We start from the raw sequence: 25,340 nt of genomic DNA, 5'->3' as shown, positions 1-25,340 counted from the left end.
CTTCGAACTGGGCCGAGCCGCGGCTGGCCGAACGCACCATAGTGTCGAATACGGCGTGTGGGACGGTCGTCCAAATCTTCTGGCCCAGGCGACGTTTCTACCCGAAATCGGCCACAGGTGACGGCATGGAGTTTACGGCTGGACGAGTGTCCGAACGAGCACCGCTTCGACCTCTCGTGGAGCACCGCCGGCAACATCCACGGCGCACACGGCCTCGAACGGGTCGCCGGACCGTACCGCCGGATGATCAAGGAGCTCGGCCTTCTGGCACAGCATGGCCGCGCCTGCGGTACCGAATGCTGTGCCGCCGGCCAGGATCAAGATTGTCCGCCGTGCATTGAACGGGCTGATGGCACGGACCACGATGCCGTAGTCGGTGCGGGTCCGCTTGCCGTCGGGAGTGCGCACCCTGGACCACGTTCGACTCGACTGCACGTCATGCACATCCGCAAGTTCCGTCGAAGGCTGCGCGAGACTGCCGAATCCCACGTTGATATCGAGGCGCGCCAAGGCGTCTCCGGTGACAGTGTTGGTCCAGGGACCGCCGATCAAAATCAGGTTGCTGCGCCAGTCGTCGTCGTTCAGCCTGTTCGACGGGCGCACAACAAGTTTGTCGATACCCAGCGCGCTCACCGCGTCCTGCAATGTGACGAGAGCAATGACGTCGCCGAGGCCGACCCATTCGGCTCTTTCGATCGTCTGGTCTTCGCCGACCTGATGGATCGGGGTGATCACTCGAAACTCGCCGTTCGCGTATGGCTTCCAGAACGCTCGGGTGCTTCGCGTCCGCCACCGGTTGCGGGCCTGATTGCTCGACAGCCCTACACCGAACGCGATGCCCGCGGCCAGAAGATTGATTCCCAGATCCTGCAGCTCCTGCACCCGTTCATCCTGCCGTACCCGCCGCACTGTCACCGTCGCACCGAGGGCATCAACTTCCGGGGGACACAGCGAGTTTGGTTGTGCGACCACGGTTGGTGTCGTCGGGGACGATCGGCGGAGTTGACGGGTTCCCGATTCGGCCAGCTCAACGTCACAACACAGTCATCACATGCGAGATTCCAAAGCCGGTCCCCGACTCGTGACGGTTCAGAGTGCTTCGCCCAGGGCGGTGGTCTGGGCCTTGACGAAGGCCCGGGAGATGGCGGCTTTCGCTTCAATGGAGTCGAAGTTGTGGTAGGCGCCGGGCACTACGTGAAGGGTGCAGTCGACGCCGGCCTGCTGCAGTCGCCGGGCGTAGGTGACGTCCTCGTCGTGGGGTTAGCGCACGAGTGCCGCAAGTCGTGCAACCGGATCGGCCGGGCGCCGGCCTTCTTCGCCAGCTGAGCGAAAGCCCAGGTCTGATTTGGCCTTGGCGAGTGCCGTACGAAGGCCACGGCGCTTGCCGGTGACGGGGTCGGCCGGAAACCGATCTGATGTCGCATGCTGGCTCGATACACCGATGAATTTGAGTTCAGAGCTGGTCTCAGGCGCGTCGTCAGCGGTGCGACGCAACAACCTATCGGGCAGCGCAAGTTTATGGATCGTCCGCAATGCCTGCAAAAATTGCTTGGTCAGCGAGCCACTGGTGTAGGGCAAGTCGTATTCGTCACACAGCGCACGTACCCGCACCGCGATCTCGGCATAGCGGTTACTCGGCAGGTCGGGAAACAGATGATGCTCGATCTGATAGCTGAGATTTCCTGACATGAACGCCAACACCGGCCCCGCCTCGAAGTTGGCGGTGCCTAGCAGTTGCCGGAGATACCACTCACTACGGGTTTCGTTGTCGAACTCCTCGATAGTGAACTTCTCTGCACCGTCGGGGAAATGCCCGCACATGATGACGATGAACGACCACAGGTTCCGCAGCAGCAGCGCGGCGGCATTGGCGCCGAGCGTTCGTTTGAACGCTGGACCTGTCAGCGCCGGATAGAAGACGAAATCTTTGCCTAGTTGGCGGACGATCTTTCGCGCGAACTCCCTGTTCGGCTTCGATAACAACCGCTGGCGCGATGTGTGCGTGAACCGGCGTTCCAGCGCCCAGTCGTGCACCGAGATCGCCCACTCGAAAAACGCCGCGACCACAAGGCTCGACACCGGTTGGAACAGGTGAACCGGACGCCACGGTTCGTCCCGAGTCATTCGCATGACGACGAAGCTCAGGTCGTCGTCCATGCCGAAGACATTGGTGTATGTGTGGTGGAAGTGGTTGTGCGACCGCTTCCAATGCGCCGACGAACCGACGAAATCCCACTCCCACGACGTAGAATGAATCTCCGGATCGTTCATCCAATCCCACTGGCCGTGGCTGATGTTGTGTCCGAGCTCCATCATTTCGATGATCTTCGCTAGAGCCAACATCGCTGTGCCCACCAGCCACGCCGGTCGCCGTCGACTCGCGAACAACGTCAATCGTCCGCCCAACTCCAGCATCCGCTGCGCTCTGATCACACGCAGAATATAATTGGCATCGCGTTCACCTCGCGACAATTCGATGTCTCGACGAATCGCGTCCAGCTTTTTGCACAGGGCATCGATATCTGCTTGGTTCATATGAGAAAACGTCTGTATGTCCGTGATCGCCACGGGAGTCCTTTCTACTGCTTGGAGCGTTCACTCGTTGCCGTCGAGTGCCGTAGGGCCGACAGGCGAGTTCGACAGCAAGTCCGCCGCGGACTCGGGGCCTCACCGGCGCCGCTGACGCCACCGTGAATCGCGAAGCGACAAGCATCCGCACCTCGAGTTCCGGTCTACCGTTATCGCCGAGGGCCGAGCGCCGCGGAATCTTCGGCCGGTGACACCGGCATCAGCTCACCGAGTACATCTGGATCGACGACGGCGAAGAGCTGGTCGGCGGTGCGGGTGTCGACCCACGTTGCCGCGATGTCGTAGCCGTAGTCGAAGAGCTCCTCGGGCGAACGCGTCGGGGACTGCAGCGCCGACCCATATGGCATCTCGGCGAAAATGGTTCGCGCGCAAACATTTTCGTCACCGAAAGGTCGTGGACGACGGGGGATCATCGGCAGTGACGAGTGGACCACTGGGAGGAGTAGACCGCCGCGGCTGTAGTGCGGCTCCGGGCCGTAGAGGTCGAGAATCAGCGCGGGATGAGACCCGAATAACTCATACGGGACACGATGGTGTGTTCCGCCGTCGAAGATATGATCGAGCGCGGTGACCGCGGGGAAGGCTCCCGGTATCCGTGTCGCCGCGACCAGTGCATCGGCTACGGGCATATCGGTCAAACCCAGCTTCGGCAAATCCTGTGGAAGGAATAACGTGCCGTGCTCGCCCGAGTAGACCGGAATGATCAAGGAGGAAACGATCCCTGACGGCTGCCGCCGAGCCAGGTTCGGTTCCAGCACGAAATCAGCGAATGTCCGATCGCCGACAACCGCGTGTGCGAGTTCGCGTAGCCGAGCATCGGGGTAGAGTGTGCGTTTGGTCAACATCGCGCGAAGGCTTCGGTTGCCGACTACTTCGTTTGCCGGATGATCGGCGGCGATCTGACGTAGCTGCGCGCGACCCATTCCCAATGCTGCGGCTGCAGCCCCGATAGCCCCTCCGCTGACACCTAGTACAACTGGCTGAATAGGTGTCGGCCGTGTGACACCATGATCAGCCAGAATTTTCGCCCTCCTGGAATTCAAACTATCCACGGCGCCATTGACCATCCCCGCCATAAGAGCGAGGCTGAGCCCGGCTACACCGGCCAGAATGCGAACCGTCACCCGTTCCTCAATCAACAGACTATCCTTCTCGAAATCGAATCAGTTCGGAGCACAAAGAATTTCGCAACGCAGGCAGTCATGCCGATCGACCCGGCGAATGATCTCGCCGCCGGCCACGGAGCTCGATTGAAGGAGATCGCCCACCACGGTCGTTCTATTGTGGGCCACTAGAGCCGAAATGCTCACTGCAACCTACCGTAGTCACCCACACCGGAAAATCATTATTCCGCGTCATTGATTTCGGTGTATTCGTAACACTTTTCTGCCGGTGGTGTAGCACCGCGTGCCGTGCCTGCAGAATTATCGGATGATCAGGAGGGTCGGCGCAGGACGGTGGCACCGAGGAAGCGGCAGACCTGCAAAGCCAGCGCAATATCGAGTTTGTCGTGTGGGGCGGTGCCGACGCGGGTGGCCTCGATCGCCTTGGTGACGCGATATTTGACCGTATTGCGGTGCAGAGTGAGGATTTGGGCGGTACGCACATGGCTTTCGCTGGTGGTGTAGTAGGTGCTGAGGGTGCGGCGCAGAGTGGCTGCCTGGTCGGTGTCGAACGCCAGTTCGCCCAGGACTTCACGGACCCATGCGCGGGTGGAGTCCAGGTCCTTGGCCAGCAAGGAGATGACGGCCACACCGGGATCGCCGAAGCCGACGATCATATGCGAGGACGAGATCCCGGGAACGCTGGCGACGAAGTATGCGGCGATGGCCTGTCGATGCGAGCGGCGAAATCCGCCGAGCGCGTGTCCGGGCAGTCCGACCGTCAGTCGCACCCCGTCGGCGGGATCCATCATGGCGTGCAGTTCGGTGGTGTCGATCACCGGGTGGCGGTGGCCGAACGGCAGCCACGCCCATGCTGTGTGGCGGTCGATGGCCGTGACCAGTGCCGGGCTCTCGGCGCGCAGGCCACGGGCGAGCGTCCGTGCTTGGGCATCCAGGAGTTTCCAGGTGCTCGGCTTCTCATGGCCGGGGCGCCACAGGATGAGAGCCAGGTGGGTTTGGTCGAGCCGGTAGCCGGTTTCGGCCTCGAAGGCAGTTGCATCGGCAGTGTCCTCGGACAACACGGCGTGGACGGTGGAGGAGTGCACGCTGCCGCGGGCATTCACCCACCGGCTGCGCTCAGCCTCGTAGGCAGCTAGGACGTAGAGGGTGATCCATTCGACGTAGGTGTAGACGATCTCGGTGAGCCTCTTGACGACGGCGAGCGCGAGCGGCGCGGGCAGGCGGCGGCGATCGATCTCGTCGTGGCAAATCCGCAGCATGTAGTTCTGCCCCATGTGGTACGCCCGTACCAGAGAATGGGACGGAACGTCCCGCTGGGCGAGTCGTGATGCGTTTTCGACGGCCGCGGTGGTGGGTTGCAAATGGTCGACGGGGATACCGTCGGCCAAGACATGGAGGAGGGTGGCGAGGTTGCCGTGCACACTGGCCTCGAACATTTCCATCAATTGTGGGTCGTTGTCGAGGTGGTCGACTTCTCGCGCAATCATGGCGCTCATCGCCTGGGAGATCTCCCGTTCGCGCGACTTCAGCGTGCGTGCGATGTCTGCTATGACCGCGACGGCATCATCCATGGCCGGGACCTGGGACAACTGACGCTGATGGGGGGAGCTGGGAAAGGCGGTCATAGGTGCGCCTCCTGCTTGACCGGCGAACGAGGAGGTGTCCGCGGATACCGCAGTGCCGAACTTCGCCGGCTGCGGTGGATGACGGTCGACTGCCTCCGCCGGTTGACCTTGGACACCGTGCCGGGATATGCGGACGGCTGCGGCGAGCCATCGGGTCCGCCGACGACGACGGCCGTGGTCACGTCCGCCGAATCTCGGCGGGCGAGGATGCGGGGTCGTGCATAGAGACTCCTGCAGATCGGTCTGCTTGACGACCGAGTCGGTACGCGAGTCCAACACCCACTCCATGTCGAATGGTATGGGGTTGTTGGGCAACCAGGGCCGTTCGGCGACCGCGTCGGCGACCCGGTCGGTGCCGGTCTCGATCGTTTCGAGTGCGGCGCCGATGACCATATAGCGTCGGATAGTGTTTCGCATCGGCTGAGATCCGACGGGTGACCGGTGCACGGCTACGTCGGCGGGGTCGGGTGGATAGCTGGTCAGGAATTGAGTACGGGTACTCGAGACTGGCCGGGGTATGAACTGGTCCAGTTCGTCCTCCGCCCCGGGCGCGAAAGCCCATGTCGTCGTCGCCCAGTTGCCTGTGTACTGGCACATCGACGGCAGGAATGAGACCAGGCCGAGCCGCAGACTACCCAGCATTGGGAAGTACCCCAAGCCGGACGTGGCCAGAAGCGGCAACCACGGAATCGACCTATCGGTGACCTCGAATCCATCGTGGTTCGGAAAACCCGGAACAGGAATACCGCAGCGTAGGCGAACAGAATATTCCACTTCGTCGGCACCGCGAGCGGGAACGTCGACACGATGAAGAAGTGGAACGCGACCGCCACGCCGAGCAGGATGATCACCGGATGCGTCGCGCACAACAACAGCAGCGGGGCGCTGATCTCCACGAACGTTCCGAGTACATATGGCACCCCGCCAGCCGCTGCGGAGCGACGCAGATCGTCGGGATAGTTTCGATAGCACACGTATCCGGTTCGGAAGAGGCCGTTGCTGGAATGTCGGCGGGTCGACCGGCGGAAGATCCCCCGTGGTCAATCCCACATTTCCTCCTCAGGAGACCACGAGCGCGAAAGCAATTCGGGGAAAATGAACTCGGATGGCGTCCGTGCTGCCGAAACGGCCACCTCGAGTGGAGCCGCGGAGGGCCCCGAAACGCTCGGTGAACTCTCAGACATCCTTGTCCTGGAATATACGGATAACCCGATTCGGAGGCGCGCCGCCATATGATTTCAATGGCCGCAGCCGTGACCTCGACCATTTTCGACTTGCCACGAAGTATGAGGGTAATGGGTGTCTCCGGGGCCGGAAAGGTCTGCGGGCACACACTTTCGGACGGGCTTTGTGCTTAGTGCACATCCACCGCTGGATTGGTGCGGGAGCGGTATTCGGCGGAGGACGTTGTGGCTGGTGGGCCCCTTCGGCACCGCGGCGCTGTGCGGGCAGCCACCGGCCACCCGCCTGCGGATCCTCGGTGGCGTCGTGCGTGTGCTGCGTCGGCGAGGAGGCTGAACGTTCGGCAGGTGATGTGCCACAGCGATTCGGACTCGTGCTGGAACCCCGCCGGGGATTGGCCTGGCGGATGCGCGAAGTGGGGACGCCGACACCCACCGATCCTGCCTCGCACGACGGCTGCGGGCACCGCAAGAAGGCTTCAACCTGCCCTTTGCCCGCCGCTTCACCCAGGCGCTCGACATCCCCGTGATCGCGGTCGGAGGCTTCCATACGCGGGCGGGCATGGAACAAGCGCTGGCCAGCGGTGATGCCGACGTCATATCGGCCGCCCGTGCTTTCATCGCCGACCCGCACCTCTACCGCAACGTCACCGGCGAACCCACCCCGGGACATCCGGTCTGCGGCTACTGCAATGGCTGCATCGCGCGTTCAGTGGCTCGCGCATCGGCCCCGCCGATGGCCCGGCGTCCGCTGGATTCCTCGTTGGCCGCGACGGTGCAGGAGCTCGCCGAATCCGACCCCGGATTCGTAGCCTTGCAGATCCCGCAGCCCGGGGGCGGGTGGGGCGACGTCACCGCCGCACGCTTCGCCGAGGAAGTCGGTGCGGTCGCAAAGGGCTTGATAGCGTCCGGTATTGGCCCAGTCCCGCATCGCGAAGCAGCCAGCTCCGGGCCGTTGTCGCAGCGCAGCGCCGCCGGGTATCCACGATCGACGGAGATACGGTCGAGTGTCGATCAACCGGTCGGCGGTGATCGAGCGTTCCACCAGCCCGCCCAGGCATTCGCGGGTGTGTTCGTCGACGATCGACACGATCTTCACCGGCCGCCCGTCCTCGGTGGCATCGAACTGGAAATCAACCGCCCACACCTGGTTCGGCGCATCCGCGACCACCGTGGTCACGGTGGAGTCACCGACGCGTATGCGGCGCCGCCGCTGCGGCACCCGCAACCCCTCCTCGCGCCACAAACGCTGGACCTTCTTGTGAACCCCTGCCGCGGGCGAGTTTTCGGACTCACCCGCTACCGGCCGGTGTGCGTGCGCGACGCCTGTTCTGAGTGCAGGGCACGGACGGCGCGCGGCTCGTCAGTGACGTAGCCGGGCGGCTGCGGCCAGGATTGGGGTGCTCACGGCGGTGGCTGCGGCGCCGAGTGTGGTGTCGGTGGCCAGGATCCACCGGACGGTCTTCATGGCCAGGGTCAGGACTTCGCTGCCGCGCTGGCGCATGCCGGCCTCGAAGTGTTCCACGGCGTCGGTGAGTGTTTCGGTGCCGGCGGCGGCGTCGCTCACGTGCTCGAGCAGGCTGGCGGCGTCGCGGATGGCTGCGCCCGCTCCCATTCCGGCGGTGGGTGGTGTGGCGTGGACAGCGTCGCCGATCGCGGTGATTCGACCCGCGGGCCAGGGCGCGAGATCGTCCGCGCGGGTGGAGGCGGCGTTGAAGCGGAACCCGGCCACGCTGTGCGGGTCGGCCTGGGCGATGACCTCGAGTGTGCGCTCGGTCCAGCCCCGCTTGCGAAACCGGCTCAGCAGTGCGGCCTGCAGCGCGCAGCCACGCAGGTCGCGCAGGGAATCGGTCACGGCGGATTCGGGGAACATGGCGCCCCAGATGTAGGTGGGTCCGGTGGTGACCGACATTCGTAGCTCGGGAGCGTCGAGCGCGGCGTTGCCGACCGGGTCGAGGAAGCCGATATAGAGCGCTGCCCCGCGCGGGCCGATCGCCAGCCCTGATCGTGGCCGCAGCCGCTGCTGTTCGCCGGAGCTGAGGTCTCGCAGGAGGGTGCGGCCGGAGAACCCGATGATGCCCGCCGGTCTGTTGGTTGGGCCTCCTGCCAGGTGGCGGGCTACTACCGAGTGGGTGCCGTCTGCACCCACCACCAGATCCGCTGACACCGGCGCACGATGGGTGAACAGCACCTGGGGCGCGCCGTGGTCATCATGGCCGACGCCGGACGCGCTGCATCCCAGGTGCAGGCTGTCACCCACCGCTTCGGCCAACAACATCCGCAGGGTGATCCGATCCACGTCGACACTGCCGTTGCCGCTGAGGTCCGGCCCGTGGCCGAGCAGCCGGCCGCGGCGGTCCCAGAACGCGTCACGCTCGCGCAGCCGCAGCGCCGAACCCGATGCGAGCAACCGCTGCATGATCTTCGGTTCGACTAGATCTCTCAGCGCCGACTGCGACCGCTCGTCCAGGGTGATGTGGTAGCCGCCTGTCGCCGTCACGTCGGTGTCGCGGTCGAATACCGCGACCTCGAACCCTCGGCGACGCAGCCCCGCCCCCAGTGCAAGCCCGCCGATCCCGCCACCTACCACGACCACCCGCATACCCGACCGTCCTCTCCGCCGCCACTCGCGCTGAACAGAACCCACCATGACATCGGTAGTGGACACCGAGTGTCCACTACCGGTCATGATGAGACGATGGCGAACACCTCACACCGGGCGTTGCGACTGCTGTCTCTGCTCGGGTCAGGACGGCAGTGGCCGCTGCGCGAGCTGGCCACCCGGCTCGGAGTCAGCGAACGCACCGTCCGCCGCGACATAGAAACACTGCGCCAGCTCGACTACCCGATCACCACCATCCACGGCCCCGACGGCGGCTATCGGCTCGGCGCGGGGCACACCCTGCCGCCGCTGCTGTTCGACCACGACCATGCCCTCGCGGTCGCGGTGGCCCTGCAGACCGCGCCCAGCACGATGTTCGGCCTCGGGGACGACGCGGCGCGGGCACTGGCCACTCTGCACCAGGTCATGCCCCCTGCACTGCGGGCATCCATGGAATCCCTGCGCCTGACCCGGCTGCAGAACTACTGGGAATTCTCCGCACCTCCCATCGACCCGGCCGCTCTCACGGCCGTCGGAACCGCGGTATGCTACCGCCGCCTACTCGTCACCGAGACACTGCGTCCCGACGGCACACGCCCCGAACCCGGGGATCCCGATTTCCTGCCCGCACACCGCATCGAGCCGCATCACCTGGTCGTCTGGGCCGCCCGGTGGTACCTGGTCGCCTACGACCTCACCGACCACGAATGGCGAGTGCACCGCGTCGATCGACTGAACCCCCGCCCCACGCAACACTTCTCCGCCCGCGCGCTTCCCGACGACGACCTCGCCCACTTCGTGATGAGCACCCACAACCGCGGCGACACCCCCGCCGACTGGCAATGCACCGGCACGGTGGTCATGGTCGAGTTCGTACCGGAACTGGGAATCCCGGTGGTGGAGGCGATGTATTGGCACCCGCTGCATGACCACCGACCCTGCCAACACCTGGCTGCGGAGCTCCATCCAGCAGGCCTGCCGCGACGTGCGCGGCGACGCCCCAGCAGCGACGCATCCGATCTGCATACAACCCGCACCGCCGCGGTGACTCGGCCGCGCCCTCGGTCTACACCAGCACGATCCGCGGTGGTTCGGTGACCTCGACGGGATAAACGACGAGAAGGACGGCGATCTGCAGAAAACCGCGACCTGCAGAAAGAAGTGCGTCGACAAGTCGAAGAGCGAGGGCATAGCGGACTCCGGGGCAGGCGCGGGCATTCGGCACCGGGGCCCGCGGTGGTCGGCCCGGTGTGCTCCGGGGCCATTCGGACTGGCGGACCCGAGAACCGCAAGCTACGCTAATTGACAATGATTGTCATTTCAGTGTCTTGCATTACGGAATCGAGACTGCCCGGCGCACCGAGGATCTCGCTCTGGAGGCGCAGCGGAGGCACCGCGGGAGACAGATGGTGAGCCTGGCCTTGTTCGACCGCCGGTACGAGCCGGTGGTCACGCGGCGCTACGTCGAGGGCGCCGTACTGCGGTCGACGCCCCGGGCCGGGGAGGTGTTCTCGTGACGGTTCACGAAAACGTCCGGCACGGGCGGTTCGATCCCGCGGCGCTGGCCGCCGGGATCGCGAGTTCCGGAGTGCTGCGCGAGTACGTAGTGTACGAGCGGGCCGGCACCTGGCATGTCGGGGCCGACCCGGTCGGCACCGTCAGCGTGAGCCCGGCGCGGATCCGCTCGACGATCGGTGGCGACTTCGAAGAACCGTGGTCCGGTACGCCGTGGCCGCAGGTCCGGGCGGCGTTGCAGCGCGCCCCGCGCGGATGGCGTGCCTACGGGTGGGGTTGCTTCGAACTGGCCGATCCGGTGAGCGCGGATGTCGGGGACCTACTGGCGCAGATGATGATTCCGGCGCTCGAACTCGAGATCACCGCGCACAGTGTGACTGTTCGATCACGTGACGAGTCCCGCGTGGCGGAAGTGTGCGAATTCCTCAGTGAGCACGCACCTGCCACCGGCCTCGCCCCGGTATCGGTCGAGCAGACCGATACCGCATACCTCGACGCTGTCGAACAGGCCGTCGCGCGAATCCGGCGCGGACAATTCCAGAAAGTGATTCTCTCGCGCCGGGTGGAGATCCCGCACGAGGTCGATATCGCGGCGACGTACCTGACCGGTCGCCGGGCGAACGATCCGGCGCGATCGTTCCTGCTCGACCTCGGCGGTTGGCAGGCCGCCGGGTTCAGCCCGGAAACGGTGCTGGAGGTCGACGAATCGGGGTACGCCGCGACCCAGCCACTGGCGGGCACCAGGGCTCACCGCGGACTCGCCGCGCTCGACCGCGCACTGCGCGAGGACCTGCTCGCCGATCCGAAAGAAGTCTTCGAGCACGCGATCTCGGTCAAACTGGCCTTCCAGGAACTGGCCGCGCTCGGGGCTCCTCGCAGCACCAGGATCAGCGAATTCCTGTCGGTGAAGTGCCGGGGCAGCGTGCAGCACCTCGGTTCGCGGGTGGAAACCCAGCTCGCGGAGGCCACCGCCTGGGACGCGCTCACCGCGGTCTTCCCCGCTGTCACCGCCTCGGGAATCCCGAAAGCCGCTGTCTACGAATCGATCCGCGACCTGGAGGTCGATGTGCGCGGGCTGTACTCCGGCATTGTGCTGATCGCCGACAGTCACGGCATGCTCGACGCCGCACTCGTGCTACGCGCCGTGTATCAGCGCGACGGCCGAGCCTGGCTGCGAGCGGGTGCGGGGGTGGTCGCCACGTCGACTCCCGAGCGCGAACACGAGGAGACTCGGGAAAAGCTGAGCAGCGTCGCACCTTATGTCGTCGCCGCCCGGCCACGTCCGCGGCGCGCGCCCGACGGCGAAGTCCGCGCCGGGCACATCGCATGACCGGCCAGGCCGGAAGTTCACCACCTGGCGCGCGGGTCGACCGTCGAGTGGACCGCACGCACTCCCCAGACATCACCGCCGCAGCATCGAGCGCGAGGCCATCCTCGGTGAACTGTGACGCAACGAATCCGGACTCGGCGTCCGGCAGCTCCACGTTGCGCGGCGAATCCCGATCGGCACCTACCGGCCGGGATCGACGATTACTCCGCATGGCCGGAGCCCGACCGGCGCACGCAGGCGTAGGCGGTGCCTTCGGGAAGCAGATGACGGCGGACGAGTTTGCGCCGACGGTACTGCCGATAGGTGAAGATTCCGCGCACCACCACCGCGACTACGCAGGTCAGGGTTTCGGCGTCGATATCGACCGTGTCGGTATATCGGCAGCGGCGTTCGCCGAGCGGTTCGACCCATAGCGTGTGATTCCATGCCGTCAGCAGGCCACCGTGTTCGTGGGTCCGGTCAGCTTCCCGTCTTCGCCTCCACCGGTGCGGTTTTCGCCGCGGCCTGCGGGATCAGCAGCCCGGCGATCACGGTTCCGACCGCGATGAGCGCGCCGCCCAGCAGGAACGCGGTGGAGTAGCCGTCGCTGAGCGCCGCCGGCGAGCGGTCGTCCCCGGTGACCGTGGCGGCCACCGTCGTCAGCACGGCCAGGCCGAGCGCGCCGCCGAGCTGGCGGGAGCTGTTCAGCAGCCCGGACGCCATGCCCGCCTCCTCGCTCGCGACGCCCTGCATCGCGATGGTGCCCATGACCACGAAGCTGACGCCGATGCCGATGCTGGCCACGATCGAGGGGCCGAGGATGTCGGTGAGGAAGCTGCCGCCCGGCCCGCCTGCGCCGAACCAGCCGATCCCGACCGCGCCGAGCAGCCCGCCTACCACGAGTGTGGCACGGTGGCCGAACCGGGCCACGAGGACCGCCGCCAGGCGCATACCGACCACGGCGCCCAGCGCGAACGGCACGAAGCAGACACCGGCGACGGCGGGCGAATACTGCAGCACCGACTGCATGTGCAGCGAGACGAAGTAGAAGGCGGTCAGCTGACCGGCGGTGATCATGAAGCCGAAAACATTGGCTCCCGCGACACTTCCGTGGGCGAGCAGCCCCAGCCGCATGAGCGGTTCCCGGACCCGCGTCTCCACCGCGACGAACGCTGCCAGCAGCACCGTGCCCGCGGCGAGCGTCCCGATCGTCACAGCGGAGGCCCAGCCGTGCTCGTCGGTGCGGACCACACCGAGGATCAACAGCAGCATCGCGGCGGTGACCAGCAGTGCGCCGACGATGTCGAGTCGCGGCCGCGCGCCCTCGACCGCCCCGCCGATGCCGCGCACGGCCGTGGTCAGTGCGGCGATGACGATCGGCACGTTGATCAGCAGCACCCACCGCCAATCGGCGAAGTCGGTGAGCAGGCCGCTGGCCACCACCCCGAGCGCGCCGCCGAGCATGGTCGCGGCAGCCCACAGCCCCACCGCTTTGGTACGCGCCGGGCCTTCTTCGAAGGTGACTGTGATCAGCGCCAGGGACAGCGGCGACAGCGCGGCCGCGCCCAGCCCCTGCACCGCCCTGGCGCCGATGAGCACGGACTCGTGGGTGGCCAGGCCACCCGCGAGGCTGGCGGCACCGAAGAGCACCAGCCCCGCGATCATCGTGCGGCGGCGGCCGATCACGTCACCGAGCCGGCCACCCAGCAACAGGAATCCGCCGAACACCACGGCGTAGGCGTTGACGACCCATTGCAGCGTGGTGGCCGAGAGCTCGAACTCGGCCTGGATCGCCGGTAGCGCCACGTTCACCACGGACAGGTCCAGGGAGACCATGAACTGCACGATCACCACGGTTGCCAGCACGGCGGCCGGTTTGTTCGATTGCGACATCTGCCTCTCCAGAACTGCTGCCCGATTTTAGTAACGTGTGTTTTTAATATGGTTAGCACAGCCCAACAACCCTGTCGAGAGCGTGGGTTCGGAGACTCGCCGTGATGCCCGAGAGATCGCCCCGCAGACGCGGACGCCCGGTGCGGGTACCCCGAGACGCGGTTGTGGCCGCCGCGACCCAGCTGCTCGCCGCCGAGGGCGAGCAGGCGTTCAGCATGCGTCGCCTCGCGAGCGAGCTGCAGGTCAGCACCGCCGCGCTCTACCATCACTTTCCCACCAAGGCAGCGCTGTTCACCGCCGTCCTCGGCCGACTGGCCGATTCGCTGCGCCGTCCGGCGCTCCCCGAAGGGCCCCGGGAACGTCTGATCGCCATCGTGAGCTACCTGATCGACATCCTGCACCAATTGCCCTGGGTGGCCGGCATTCTCGCCAGCGGTCAGAGCGGTGCGCGATCGGCGTTGTGGATTCTGGAGGAGTTCGTCGTCGCCGCGCGCGAGCTCGGCGCGTCCGACCGGCAGGCCGGGTACATGTATCTGACCGTGTGGCGCTTCGTGGTCGGCGAGCTGACCAGCCGCCACGCCGCGGCCGCGCATCGCGAGAGCGAGCCGGCGCTACCCTATTGGTCGGATCTGACCGGCGCCGATCAGCTCGCCGACTTCCCCGCCGTGGCGCGGTTGCTCCCGCAGTGGGCCGAGGTGCGCGCCGACTTCCGCACCGAGGACGCGGTCGCCGACGTCATCGACGGGCTCCTCGCCGGAATTTCCCGCCGCGCCGCCCCGCAGCACTGACCGTGCCTCACCGCCGGCCGCTCCGCACTCACAGCCACGAGTCGAATGTAGTTGTGGCTAGGAAGCGTTCGAGGTCCACCCGCCACGGCGCGAGCGAGGGGTCGGCGGGTTCGATGGTTGCGTAACGGCCGCGGTAGAACAGCAGCGGGCGCCCGGCGGCGGCGGCTGACAGCGTGTCCACCCGGCCGACGACGATATGGTGATCACCGCCGTCGGCGACGCTCACCACCGAACACTCGATGGTGGCCAGCGCGCCGTCCAGCACCGGGAGTCCGCGCCCGGACCAGCGCCAGGTCGTCCCGGCGAACTTGTCCTCGATCTCGCGGGTGCCGAAGCGCGCGCAGACCGGCTGCTGGGCAGCGGTCAGCACGTTCGCGCAGAACTTTCCGGCTACCTCGATCGCTGCCCCGGTCCGCGAGCCCGTGACCGGGCAGAACAGCACCAACGGCGGCTCCAGGGACAGCGCCGCGAACGACTGGCACGCGAAGCCCACCGGAGCACCCGATGGCCCCGGCGCGGTGATCACGACCACGCCAGTACAGAAGTGGCTCAGGACTTTTCGGAAGTCGCGCGGAGCGATCGTGGATTCGGGGGACAGCCCGAGGGATGGCGACATCACAGACCCTTCCAGCAACTACCGACGAAAGTACGCATAATGATAATCTTTTTCATTAAAGCTGGCTCGTCACACCGCAGGAGATGTGCATGGACGACTTCTACTCCCCCGTCGCCGAGTTCTACGACCTCGTTCCGCGCGCGCACGCCGAAGGCGAAGCGGCGCTGCGGAAGATCCTCGCCGAGGTCGATCCGAGCGCGGGCACGGTGGTCGATATCGGGGCGGGCACCGGGCGTACCTGTCGGGTGGTCGCCGAAGTGCTGCCGACCGCGAAGATCCTGGCCAGCGAGCCCGCTCCGGCCATGCGCGCGGTGCTGACCCACGAGGTGCTCGCCGACGAGGATCTGCGGCGGCGGGTCACTATCGTGCCGGAGCCCGCCGAGTCGGTGGTGCTGCCCGATGCCATCTCGGCACTGGTGCTGTTCGGGGTGCTCGGCCACATCGGCGCCGAGGACCGCCGGGCGCTGTGGGATCGAGTCCTGCCCCGACTGGCGCCCGGCGCGCCGGTGCTGGTCGAACTGCTGCCGGTCAACCGCCCCACCGCGCTGCCCAAGATGCAGCTGGCGCGCGAACAGATCGGCGACCTGATCTACGAGGGTTCGATCGAGGCCGAGCCGATCGGCGGCGATCTGATCCGGATGACCTCGACGTGGCAGATCAGCGGCGACGCGGCGCCGCCGCGGACGGTGCAGAACGTCAGTGAGTGGCACACCTTCGGCATCGAGGACCTGGCGGAGGAGACGGGGCTCGTCGGCGAACAGCTCACCGCGCAGTCCGGGGTGCTGCGGGCGCCGCGCACCTGAGCGCGAGCGCAGTTGCCCGAGTAGCCGCGGGCAGCTGCGCCGCTCGTGCCCGCGGAGCGGGCTACCCCGCCGCATCCGGTGGAGCCGCTCGGGTCCGACCCGCGGCGACGCTGCTCGCGGCGTACCGGCAGCACCGGACCGCGCCGCCCTCGCGTCACCGGATCGCGTTGATGCGCAGAGTGATCCCGTCGCGCGGGTGCATGCCGATCAACCCGCTGGGCGGCGCCTCGGTGGTCAGGAGTTCGGCGTCGATGCGCCGGGCGAGGGCGACGAAAGCTGCTTTGACCGCCATCGTCGCGAAGGCGGCACCGATGCAGCGGTGCGGGCCGACCCCGAAGGGCAGGAATTCGTGCGGCGCCGGGCGCCGGTAGCGATCGGATTCGGGGTCCCATCTGCCGGGGTCGAAGCGCTCCGGGTCCGGCCACACCGACTCCAGCCGATGGGTGTGGAAGGGACTGAAGATCAACAGGTCGCCCGGGACGAATTCCGCTCCGGCCAGGGTGAACTCGGTAGCGACCTTCCTGGAGATGACGGCGGTGGCCGGATACAGCCGCATGGTCTCGGAGATGACATGATCCAGCCTGGGCGGGGGCGGCGCGTCCACCGGACGACCGGCGATCGCGGCGGTGAGCTCCGCCCACAGCGGACGGTCGCCCAACGTGCAGAACAGCATCCACGACAGCTGTGCCGCGGTGGTCTCGGCCCCCGCTTCGAGCAGGCTGACGAGCTGGTCGGGGATCTCGTCGTCGGTGAGCCGGGTTCCGTCGGTTCCGCGCAGCAGCACGCCGAGCACGTCGTCGCCTGGATCGTCACTGTCGCCGCGCCGCTCGATCTCATCGAGGACCCAGCGGTGCACCGAGGAACGGGCCAGCAGCGCCCTGCGCCAGACCGGTGATCCCGACCCGCGTTCGATGCTGCCGCCCACCACGTCGGTGTCGATGGCGCGGTGGATGTCGTGCAGCCAGTCGTCCAGCCCCTCTGATCGATCGACGGCGGATGCGCCGAACAAACTTTCCAGGGTGGCCAGTCGCATCGCACGGCGCAGCGGCGGATGGACGTCGATGACATCACCGGCCGCCCATCCGGCTACCGCGTTCTCGATGTGCCGGGTGACGGTGCCGAGGTGGTGCTCGACCCGGCGCGCCGTGAAGGCCGGGGTGACCTGGCGGCGCAGGTGGCGATGCCGGTCACCGTCATTGACCAGCAGCGCCGAAGGCCCGGTGAGCGGCACCAGCGCAGTGAATGCCGCTTCCCAGCTGAACAGGTCGCTGTTCGCGAGGATGAACGCGCTGGCCTCGGTGCCGAGGGTGAGCCGGAAGCGCATCGGTCCGGCGCCGAGAACCGAGATCGCGCCGTTCTCCCGGTACAGCCGCTGCATCGTGGCGTACGGGTCGGCCGAGAATGCTTGCAGGTCGGACAGTTCGCGCGGGGCATCTGTCCCGGTCACCAGTTATCACCGGCCCGTTGCTCGGCGAGTAGGTCCGGCAGCGGTACCGGCTCGGGGGTGGGCGGCCGGATCAGCTCGGGCTGGCCGAGCACGGCCGTGAGCCGCTGCCACAGGGCGGTGACGGTCATCGCCCACTGACCGGCGCCCGCCGAGCGGCTCGGGTCGGCGATGTCGGCGCGTAACTGCCGCAGTGCGTTTCGGACGCTGTCGGGCCAGAGCTCGTGGAAGACGGTGCGGAAGGTCGGTACCGCGGCCGGTTGCAGAATCTCGGTGCTCGGCACGTCCAGCCGTTCGGTTCCGGGGCCGTCCATGAGCAGCCGGCCGGTTTCGTCACGGCCGGTGTGCAGGCGCGGGCTCCACAGCACCGGGCCGTGCGTGTCGGCCAGGGAGAGCACGCCGCCCTCGAAGGCGATCGCGATCCGGTGCAGCAGCAGCGCGTGGTTGTCCGGGTCGGCGGGGTGGATCTGGTTCTGTACCCGCAGCGACACCGGGACACCGCCGATCACCGCGCTCAGCGAGGTGTAGGGCATCGGCGAATTCGCCAGGGCGGCCACCTCCGGCGCCACGGGCGCGGCCTCGCCGATGGCCCACGGCCGTAGCCGGCCGACCGCCCGGCCGATGATGTCGAGCAACGAGTACACGACCTGGCTCCCGGCCGCCGCGTCCACGTGCAGCGGCCGCTGCCGCTCCCGCAGGATCGCGGCTGCCCGCAGGAACAGCTCCACCGGCCGCACATGCGGATAGAACGCGTTGAGCCGGTAGCGGACTCCGTGCTCACGGGCTACCCGCAGGCAGTCGGTGAGCTCGTCAGGGTGCAGCAGGTGCTCCTGCAGCACATGGATACCGCGACCCATCAGGCTCTGGGCCAGCCTGGCGCCGTCGCCACCGGCGGCACCGGCTCGCACCGCGACGCAGGCGATGTCGACGTCGCCGGGCAGTTCCTCGACGCCAATATAGTGCGGCACTCCCAACGTTTTCGCGTACTCCGCCGAGGTGGCACTGCCGCGGGAGACAACGCCGGCGAGTTCGACCTCCGGATCATCATGCACTGCCCGCAGATACACCCGGCCGAACGACGTGCCGCATACGACGACCTTCGGTTTCGCATCATTCACAGGCTGCCTGCCTCCATCGGCTCGTCGTGGGCAAAGCGGTGGGTCCGGAACACCGGCAACGCGCCGAGGGCGGCCACCGCGTCGAGCAGACCGCGGGGATCGAGCACGTCATCGGCATAGTGCAGGCCCGGCGCGACGCCCCCGGACAGCACTGCCTCGACCGTGTGCGCGGCCGTCGCGGCGGTGAGCTCGAAGCTGCTCGGGGTGCGCAGCACCGCGGTGTCGATGCGGTCCGCCCGGTGCACCGTGAAAGCCATCAGATAGAACGGGTCCAGTCCGGCCAGGTCGAGTTCCGCGGCCGCGCGAATCTCGGTGACGATCGGCGCCAGCGCGGCGGGGTCGGCAGGGACGCGGCCGCGCAACCGGCTGAGCGTCAGCCGCAACGCCCCGCCCACGAAGACGTTGTGCCAGTGCAGTTCGTCGAGCCCGGCGGAGCGGGCCAGCCGTTCGGCGTCGGCGGTGAGGAACGGCATGGTGGTCACCCGCCCGGGGAACCCGGCGACCTCGACGTCCTCGCGCACCGGCAGGGCATTGCGCCGACGGCGCCCACCCAACCACGCGGCCAGGGTCTCGCCGTACCAGTGATCATCGTCGGAGCTGTCCAGCGACAGCGCCAGATCGCCCGCCGACGCCGGCGCGAACGGCTCGATGCCGCCCGCGTAGACGACCAGCCGGGCACCGGTCAGGTCGTCGGCCAGTATCCGGGGAACGACGTTCGCCAGGCCGGGCAGCATGCCGGCCGACAGCACCGCCGTTCGGCCGTCCAGCAGCGGCGAGCCGTCGAGCAGCCGGTGGGCGGGGCCGTCGCCGGAGACGTCGACGTAATCGCTGCCCGCTGCCAGCGCGACCCGCGCCACTCGATCCGTCAACAAGTAGGACGGGCCGGCGCAGTTGAGCACGAGGCGGGTGCCCGCGCAGAACTCCGCCAGCGCATCGGGGTCGCCGGCGTCCACCCGGCGTTGTTCGGCGCCGGGTGGAAGTGCCGACGGCTCGGCCCGGGGCGCCGCGCGCGCACCGAGCCGCAGGTCACCGATCCCGAGCCGGGTCAGCATCCGCACCGCTGCCCGCCCGACCACCCCGGTGGCGCCGAGCACCGCCACCGGGCGCGGGTCACCGCCACCGCTTCGCCCCGCTTCCGTGCCGCGCCCGGTCATGGTCGCAGCTCGTGGCCGGCCGCGTCCGGGAACGGCGCGGTGATCCGGGCGGCGAGTTCGGCGGCGTGCGCGGCGGACATGCTGGTGAGGTGGTCACCGGGGATCTCGGCGATGACCAAGGCGCCGAGCCCGATCCGCGACCAGAACCGCTCCACCTCCGCCCGGGTGCCCATCAGCGTCGCGGTGCCGCTGTTGCTCAGCACCCGCACCGCGCCGAAGTACGGCTCGGCCCGGTGCGCGCCCATGGCGCGCAGGTTGTGCGCGAAGATGTCGAACTGCCTGCGGAACTCCTCCAACGCGAGCCCGCTGGACCGGTACGGGCCGGTCCCGGAGATGGCGGCGGCGTGCAGGGCGGAGAGCCGTTCGGCGCGCGGCACCGCCGCCCGCTCGCGGAATCTCGCCGCCAGCGGCGCCGATTCGCCGTTCAGCCCGGCGAGCGCGCCGGCCGGAACCCGATCCGGGGTGCGGTCGAGGATCGCGCGCAGCGCGGTCGCGAACGCTTCGTCGTCGGCGGGGAACCCGAGGGTGACCGGGTCGATGCCGATGGACTGGGCGAACACGTACTCGGTCATCAGCTCGTCGTGCACGGCGGGCGGCTGGTAGGAGCCGATCACCGTGAGCTCGTCCACTGTCGCGCCTGCCTCGGTGAGAGTGCGGGCGATCTCGGCGGCGAGCAGGCCACCGACGGAGTAACCGATGATCCGGAAGCGGCGGTCGCGGGCGAGCAGCTCGGTCGCGTAATCGGCGGCCTGCCTGCCGATCACGGTGTCGGCGGGCAAGTTCAGGTACTTCGCCGGGTCGGTGACCTCGAGGCCGAGCAGTGCCCCGGGGTGCGCCGTCCGCAGGTGCGGGATCAGCGCGTCGTAGGGCGAGAGCGTGCCGGTTCCGCCGTGCACGAGCACCCAGGTGCCGCTGTCGTGGCCCGGCCGGCCGCCCAGGGTGCGCACCGGGGACTGCTCGCCCACGGGTGTGGAGGCGGGCGCCTGCCCGCGATGGCGGCGGGCGGCGAGCGCGGCGACGGTGGGGTTGCGCAACACGTCACGCAGCAGCTCCTGCCATTCGATGTCGGCGACCTCGGGCACCCGGTCGCGCAGCTTGCCGACCATTTGCGACAGCAGCAGCGAATCCCCGCCCAGGGTGTAGAAGTTCTGGTCGCGGCCGACCTTCGGCACGCCGAGCATCTCCTGCCACAGTTGCGCGATCCGCTCCTCGATCTCGTCGGCGGGCGGCACGTAGGCGGCCTGCGCGGCGGCGGCCGGGGCAGCGCCGATTCGCTCGGCCAGCGCCGCTCGGTCGAGTTTCCCGTTCACCGAACGCGGCAGCGCGTCCAGCAGGTTCAGCTCGGCGGGCACCATGTGGCCGGGCAGCAGGGTCGCGACATGCTCGGCCAGCTGCTGTTCGGTGACGGTGCGCCGCTGCTGCTTGAACCGGGCGATGAAGACACCCTGGCCGGAGGCGGCGAGCGGAGCGTCCGCGGCTGGGAGCACCCGGATGTGGTCGGCGCCGGCGGTATCGAGCTGGCGCAGCCACTGTTCGCGGGTGAAGAACGCCTGCCCAGTGCCCGCTCGCACGTCGGTGAAAGCGGTGAGCTCGCTGAAGAACTCGAACTCCATGGACACCAGCAGCGCGTAGTTGTGCTGCCGGGTGGGTTCGAGGAACACCAGCCAGCCGCCTGGCGCGAGCAGATCCCGCAGCCGGGCCAGCACCTCGTCGGCGTTCACCGAGTTGTGCAGCACGTTGGCGCACAGGATGACATCGGCCGAGTTGGGCCGCAGGCCCTGCTCGAGCGGGTCGGCGTTGATGTCGAAGCGCCCATAGCGCATCCACGGATACTCCGCGAATTTGGCGCGGGCCTCACCGAGGAAGTATTCCGACAGATCCGTGAACAGGTAGTCGGGCTCGAACTCGGCCAGCGCGGGGACCAGATCGGTGCTGGTGCCCGCGATGCCCGCGCCGACCTCGAGCAGCCGCAGCCGGTGCGGTGACTTCTGGGCGATCTCGCGCACGGTGTCGATCACGATGCGATGCGAGCTGCGCGCCACCAGGTTCGTGCGGTACACCGCGTGCGCCGCGCCGGGCTTGCCCGCGGGGAACAGCAGCTCGCGCACGTCCAGAGTGCCGCGCAGCAGGTCGTCCAGCCGGTCGCTGCAGGCTCGGATGTAGGCCAGGGTCTCGCTGCCGTAGCCGACGACGGTTTCCAGCTCGTCGATGCGCTTCCATGCCGCCTCGACCGCGCGCGGGCCGGCCGCGATCAGGTCGCGGTAGCGCCCGGTCTCCGGATCGTGCACCACCGCTGCGCCGTCGGCCAGCGCGGCCAGCCAGCGCCTCAGCAGGCCGTGCTGACGATCGGAAACGCCGGTGGCCGTGGCGATCTCGGCGATGTCGTGGGAGCGATCCCGATCCTCGAACAGGCCGGCGGCGCGCAGCTGGGCGGCGATAGAGAGCATGGCCATCTCGTCGACAGCGTTCATCAGCGCGACGAACGATTCGCCGTCCACCTCGCGCTGCGCCGCGTCGGCGGCGTTCTCGGCGGCGGCGAGCACATCGGCCGCGGCCTGTTCGCCGAAGCCCGGTTCGCCGGCGGCGTCGGTGGCGATCTCGGCGAAGCCGAGCAGCCGCGCTCCCGGGCCTTGGCCGTCGACCAGCACGGCGGCGTCGGCGACGGCGGGATGGCGGCGCAGCGCCGACTCGATCTCACCGAGCTCGACCCGGTGGCCGCGGATCTTGACCTGGGTGTCCTCGCGGCCGAGGAATTCCAGCCAGCCGTCCGGGTGGAAGCGGCCGAGGTCGCCGGTGCGGTAGAGCCGGGCGCCGGTCCGCGGATGCCGCATGAACCGGTGCGCGGTCAGCTCCGCGTCGCCCAGGTACTCCTCGGCCAGTCCGACGCCGCCGATGTAGATCTCGCCGGTCACATACTCGGGGCAGTCCTGCAGCGCGCCGTCGAGTACGTGCATGGTCTGGTTCCGCAGCGGGCTCCCGTAGGGGATGCTGCGCCACCGCGGGTCGATTTCGCGCACCGGGTGGTGGATCGACCAGATGGCGGCCTCGGTGGCACCACCCAGCCCGATCACGGTCAGCTCCGGATGGTCGGCGCGCATCCGGTCGGGCAGGTCCAGCGGAATCCAGTCACCGGACAGCAGCGCCAGCCGGAGTGAGCCGGCGCGGGCTTCGGAGGCGGCGGCTGAGGGGTGAGCCGGAGAAGGAAGCGAGTGTAGCCGCGCAGGCGACCCCGAAGCCGCCGGACGAGGCAGAGATTCGAGGACATCGAGCAGCATCTGCAGCTGCCCCGGCACGCTGTTCCACAGGGTCACCGAATGCTGTTGCACCAGTTCGAGCCAGTGCGACGGGTCCGCCACGCGGTCCTGTTCCGGCAGCACCACGGCGCCCCCGGCTGCGAGCACGCCGAAGATGTCCCACACCGACAGGTCGAAGGCCAGTCCGGCGATGCCGAGCACCCGGTCGCCGGCGGTCACGGCGAAGCGCTGGTTGATGTCGTCGATGGTGTTCGCCGCGGCGCGGTGGGTCACGACGACGCCCTTCGGTTCGCCGGTGGAGCCGGAGGTGTAGATGACGTAGGCCGCGCCGTCGGGGTCGCCGGCGCTGTCCGGCACAGCATCGATCCCGGGCAGCAGGTCCACGGCGAGCGGCCGCGCCGCCGCTGGGACCGCACCGGAATCGCGCAGCCAGGACTGGGTGAGCGCCACACCGGCGCCGGCCCGGTCGAGGATCCGTTCCCGGCGGGCCATCGGCTGGGTGATCGCGATCGGCACGTAGGCCGCGCCGAGCACCGATGTCGCGAGCACCGCCACGACTTGTTCCGGCCCTTTCTCCATCAGCACGGCCACCCGGTCCCCCGCTTGCACCCCGGCCTCGCGGAGGGCGGCAGCCGTCGCCGCGACGCGGCGACGCAGTTCGGCGAAATCGAGCACGGTGTCGCGATGGATCACCGCGACCGCGTCCGGGGCGATATCGGCGCGCTCCAGAATCGCCTGGTGCAGCAGCCTGGGCGCCACCTCGGCGGCGGTGTCGTTGTACTTGTCGCGGCGGCTGCGCTGCGCCGCGGGCAGGGGCACCGGGTACTGCTCGGTCCACGTCTCGGGTGTGTCGGCAAGTCGGGTGAGCAGCTGCACGAACGCGGCGAAGGCCTCGGCGGCGGTGTCGCCGGCGAGCACGCCGCGGCGCACGTCCCAGGCGATCATCAGGCCGCCGTCGTACTGGGTGACCTGGCAGTCGAGCCACACCTGCGGAGTCCGGGTGATGCCGCGCCGTATGCGGCCGCGCAGGGCGCGCGCACCGGCGTCGTCCGAGCCCAGGGTGCTGGTGAATACCACGGGCATGAGCACCGGGTTGCCCGCTCGGCGGGTGAGTTCGCTGAGCACCTCCACGCCGTCGAACGAGCGGTGGTCGAGATCGGTGAAGAGCTGGACGGTGATGCCGCGGGCACGCTCGACGAAGGTGTCCTGTTCGTCCAGGTCGATGCCAAGCAGTTCGACGGAGGTGAAATCACCGAGCACCGCACCGATGTCGGGGTGCGCGGGCAGCCGGTTGAACACCGGCAGGTTCAGCGTAAACTGCCGCTTCCGGCTCCAGCGCCCGATGGCCTCGGCGTAGGCGGCGAGGATCGCGCCAGAGGGGGTGAGGCCGTGCGGTGCGGCGGTGCGCGCCAATCCGGCGAGCACGGAGGCCGGCAGCCAGTGGTTCAGCCGATCGAAGCCCGGGTCGACGTCCGCCGCGGAGCCGTCGTCGCTCGCTCTGGTCGGCAGTTCCGGCGCGGCGGGCAGCGTGTCGATCCGAGCCTGCCAGTACTCCCGGTCGCGCTGATATCGCGATCCGTTGCGCAATTGCTGCATCCCGAGCAGGTAGTCGCGGAAACCGATCTCCGGTGCGGGGCGCAGTGCCGTGTCGTCGCCGCCCGCCTGCACGAGTTCGTCGAGCTCGGCCAGCAGCAGCTGCATGCTGGCCGCGTCGACCACCAGCAGTTCGATCAGCAGGTGCACGATGCACGCGGTGTCGGTGCGGGTGACCCGTACGGCGAACAACGGCCAGGTATCCGTGGCCCCGGCCGGGCCGAGCAGATCGTCGCGCTGCCGGTCCAGCACGGCGTCGACGGCGGCGGAATCGTGCCCCCGCACATCGGTCACCGGAATCTGGTAGTGCGGCACGGACGCGGCGACCCGCTGGTAGCCGTCGCTGTGCACGGTGGCCCGGAGCATGCCGTGGCGGCGCACCAGCGCGTTCCATGCCCGCTCCACGCTCTCGGGTTCGACGCCGTCGTGGCGGACCTCCAGATAGCTGGCGCACGCGACGCCCCCGAAGGGGTAGGTGGGGTCGCGGCCGATCAGGTACGCCTGCTGTACCGGAGTCAGCGGGAACGGGTCGTGCGCGGCGGCCGGATCGGCGGCCACGCTGATCACCGCCTGGTCTCGAGCGAGGTGTTCGAGGACGGCGGGCTTATTCGCTACCAGCTGTTCCCGGTCTTCGGCCGTCAGCACACCCTGGGGGGCGCGGAACCGCAGCTGGTCGCCGTCGGCCCAGAGGTGAACTCCGCGCTGTCGCAGATCGGTTACCAGGTCGGACAC

General features: G+C 68.2%; 16 protein-coding genes and 4 pseudogenes. 6 read left to right on the top strand and 14 right to left on the bottom strand.

Features of this window, described 5'->3' with window-relative positions:
- Nucleotides 1-132: 132 nt before the first annotated feature.
- The 6 genes and pseudogenes from IU450_RS27820 to IU450_RS40650 form a co-directional block, all read right to left on the bottom strand.
- Nucleotides 133-882 (bottom strand): hypothetical protein, encoded by a 750-nt coding sequence (locus IU450_RS27820; RefSeq protein WP_195152703.1) that lies wholly within the window; start codon nt 880-882, stop codon nt 133-135.
- A 378-nt stretch (nt 883-1,260) separates the two neighbouring features.
- The gene (locus IU450_RS27810; protein ID WP_195152702.1) at nt 1,261-2,568 is read right to left on the bottom strand and encodes a fatty acid desaturase family protein; all 1,308 of its coding nucleotides are present in this window, start codon (nt 2,566-2,568) and stop codon (nt 1,261-1,263) included.
- A gap of 170 nt (nt 2,569-2,738) precedes the next feature.
- Complete coding sequence (locus tag IU450_RS27805; RefSeq protein WP_195152701.1) at nt 2,739-3,728, bottom strand: patatin-like phospholipase family protein; 990 nt, start codon at nt 3,726-3,728, stop codon at nt 2,739-2,741.
- 296 nt (nt 3,729-4,024) lie between these two features.
- The gene (locus tag IU450_RS41375) at nt 4,025-5,338 is read right to left on the bottom strand and encodes a helix-turn-helix domain-containing protein (RefSeq protein WP_195069153.1); all 1,314 of its coding nucleotides are present in this window, start codon (nt 5,336-5,338) and stop codon (nt 4,025-4,027) included.
- A gap of 348 nt (nt 5,339-5,686) precedes the next feature.
- A pseudogene (locus IU450_RS41370) lies at nt 5,687-6,112 on the bottom strand (DUF3556 domain-containing protein); the annotation flags it as partial.
- 23 nt (nt 6,113-6,135) lie between these two features.
- Nucleotides 6,136-6,258, bottom strand: a pseudogene (locus IU450_RS40650) (hypothetical protein); the annotation flags it as partial.
- A gap of 625 nt (nt 6,259-6,883) precedes the next feature.
- Between IU450_RS40650 and IU450_RS41365 the strand changes: the two are divergent.
- Nucleotides 6,884-7,156, top strand: a pseudogene (locus tag IU450_RS41365) (hypothetical protein); the annotation flags it as partial.
- Between the two features lie 273 nt (nt 7,157-7,429).
- Here IU450_RS41365 and IU450_RS27785 read toward each other — a convergent pair.
- Both IU450_RS27785 and IU450_RS27780 read right to left on the bottom strand, forming a co-directional pair.
- Nucleotides 7,430-7,783 (bottom strand): annotated as a pseudogene (locus IU450_RS27785) (DDE-type integrase/transposase/recombinase); the annotation flags it as partial.
- A gap of 99 nt (nt 7,784-7,882) precedes the next feature.
- A complete protein-coding gene (locus IU450_RS27780; protein ID WP_195152700.1) occupies nt 7,883-9,121 on the bottom strand; it encodes an FAD-dependent oxidoreductase in 1,239 nt (412 codons plus the stop codon).
- A 96-nt stretch (nt 9,122-9,217) separates the two neighbouring features.
- Here IU450_RS27780 and IU450_RS27775 point away from each other — a divergent pair, with 96 nt between their 5' ends.
- The 3 genes from IU450_RS27775 (at nt 9,218) to IU450_RS27765 (ending at nt 12,379) form a co-directional block, all read left to right on the top strand.
- Nucleotides 9,218-10,219 (top strand): helix-turn-helix transcriptional regulator, encoded by a 1,002-nt coding sequence (locus tag IU450_RS27775; RefSeq protein ID WP_195152699.1) that lies wholly within the window; start codon nt 9,218-9,220, stop codon nt 10,217-10,219.
- A gap of 415 nt (nt 10,220-10,634) precedes the next feature.
- Nucleotides 10,635-11,966, top strand: a complete 1,332-nt coding sequence (locus IU450_RS27770) for a salicylate synthase (protein ID WP_195152698.1) — start codon at nt 10,635-10,637, stop codon at nt 11,964-11,966.
- A gap of 263 nt (nt 11,967-12,229) precedes the next feature.
- Nucleotides 12,230-12,379: a hypothetical protein gene (locus tag IU450_RS27765; RefSeq protein ID WP_195152697.1), complete on the top strand. Its 150-nt coding sequence runs from the start codon at nt 12,230-12,232 to the stop codon at nt 12,377-12,379.
- 46 nt (nt 12,380-12,425) lie between these two features.
- Here the strand turns inward: IU450_RS27765 and IU450_RS27760 are convergent, their stop codons facing one another.
- Entirely contained in the window at nt 12,426-13,838 is a 1,413-nt protein-coding gene (locus IU450_RS27760) for an MFS transporter (RefSeq protein WP_195152696.1), read from the bottom strand.
- A gap of 104 nt (nt 13,839-13,942) precedes the next feature.
- Here IU450_RS27760 and IU450_RS27755 point away from each other — a divergent pair, with 104 nt between their 5' ends.
- Nucleotides 13,943-14,626 carry a TetR/AcrR family transcriptional regulator gene (locus IU450_RS27755; protein ID WP_195152695.1) on the top strand — a complete coding sequence of 228 codons (684 nt, stop codon included), beginning with the start codon at nt 13,943-13,945 and terminating at the stop codon, nt 14,624-14,626.
- A gap of 28 nt (nt 14,627-14,654) precedes the next feature.
- On the opposite strand, the gene hsaB is transcribed toward IU450_RS27755, so the two are convergent.
- On the bottom strand, nt 14,655-15,242 hold the full coding sequence (gene hsaB / locus IU450_RS27750) for a 3-hydroxy-9,10-secoandrosta-1,3,5(10)-triene-9,17-dione monooxygenase reductase subunit (RefSeq protein ID WP_195152694.1): 588 nt from the start codon (nt 15,240-15,242) through the stop codon (nt 14,655-14,657).
- A gap of 89 nt (nt 15,243-15,331) precedes the next feature.
- On the opposite strand from hsaB, the gene IU450_RS27745 reads away from it, so the two are divergent.
- A complete protein-coding gene (locus IU450_RS27745; RefSeq protein ID WP_195152693.1) occupies nt 15,332-16,045 on the top strand; it encodes a class I SAM-dependent methyltransferase in 714 nt (237 codons plus the stop codon).
- 154 nt (nt 16,046-16,199) lie between these two features.
- Here the strand turns inward: IU450_RS27745 and IU450_RS27740 are convergent, their stop codons facing one another.
- The 4 genes from IU450_RS27740 to IU450_RS27725 are packed head-to-tail and all read right to left on the bottom strand — an operon-like array spanning nt 16,200 to nt 25,340.
- A complete protein-coding gene (locus IU450_RS27740; protein ID WP_195152692.1) occupies nt 16,200-17,492 on the bottom strand; it encodes a cytochrome P450 in 1,293 nt (430 codons plus the stop codon).
- Nucleotides 17,489-18,607 carry a Gfo/Idh/MocA family oxidoreductase gene (locus tag IU450_RS27735; protein ID WP_195152691.1) on the bottom strand — a complete coding sequence of 373 codons (1,119 nt, stop codon included), beginning with the start codon at nt 18,605-18,607 and terminating at the stop codon, nt 17,489-17,491. Before IU450_RS27735 ends, IU450_RS27740 begins: the two co-directional genes overlap by 4 nt.
- On the bottom strand, nt 18,604-19,761 hold the full coding sequence (locus IU450_RS27730; RefSeq protein ID WP_195152690.1) for a saccharopine dehydrogenase NADP-binding domain-containing protein: 1,158 nt from the start codon (nt 19,759-19,761) through the stop codon (nt 18,604-18,606). The genes IU450_RS27735 and IU450_RS27730 overlap by 4 nt, the downstream gene beginning before the upstream one ends.
- Nucleotides 19,758-25,340 (bottom strand): AMP-binding protein, encoded by a 5,583-nt coding sequence (locus IU450_RS27725; RefSeq protein WP_324197854.1) that lies wholly within the window; start codon nt 25,338-25,340, stop codon nt 19,758-19,760. Before IU450_RS27725 ends, IU450_RS27730 begins: the two co-directional genes overlap by 4 nt.

The sequence above is a fragment of the Nocardia abscessus genome (assembly GCF_015477775.1).
Taxonomy (GTDB): Bacteria; Actinomycetota; Actinomycetes; order Mycobacteriales; family Mycobacteriaceae; genus Nocardia; species Nocardia abscessus_A.
The sequence above is the reverse complement of the archived record's forward strand: the minus strand, read 5'-3'. Positions and strand labels throughout refer to the sequence as shown.

Bases quoted from the DNA above. Each gene is read 5' to 3' on its own strand.
- IU450_RS41375 (WP_195069153.1), bottom strand. From the start codon at position 5,338: ATGACCGCCTTTCCCAGCTCCCCCCATCAGCGTCAGTTGTCCCAGGTC.
- IU450_RS27780 (WP_195152700.1), bottom strand. From the start codon at position 9,121: ATGCGGGTGGTCGTGGTAGGTGGCGGGATCGGCGGGCTTGCACTGGGG.
- IU450_RS27775 (WP_195152699.1), top strand. From the start codon at position 9,218: ATGGCGAACACCTCACACCGGGCGTTGCGACTGCTGTCTCTGCTCGGG.
- IU450_RS27765 (WP_195152697.1), top strand. From the start codon at position 12,230: ATGACGGCGGACGAGTTTGCGCCGACGGTACTGCCGATAGGTGAAGAT.
- IU450_RS27760 (WP_195152696.1), bottom strand. From the start codon at position 13,838: ATGTCGCAATCGAACAAACCGGCCGCCGTGCTGGCAACCGTGGTGATC.
- IU450_RS27755 (WP_195152695.1), top strand. From the start codon at position 13,943: ATGCCCGAGAGATCGCCCCGCAGACGCGGACGCCCGGTGCGGGTACCC.
- hsaB (WP_195152694.1), bottom strand. From the start codon at position 15,242: ATGTCGCCATCCCTCGGGCTGTCCCCCGAATCCACGATCGCTCCGCGC.
- IU450_RS27745 (WP_195152693.1), top strand. From the start codon at position 15,332: ATGGACGACTTCTACTCCCCCGTCGCCGAGTTCTACGACCTCGTTCCG.
- IU450_RS27730 (WP_195152690.1), bottom strand. From the start codon at position 19,761: ATGACCGGGCGCGGCACGGAAGCGGGGCGAAGCGGTGGCGGTGACCCG.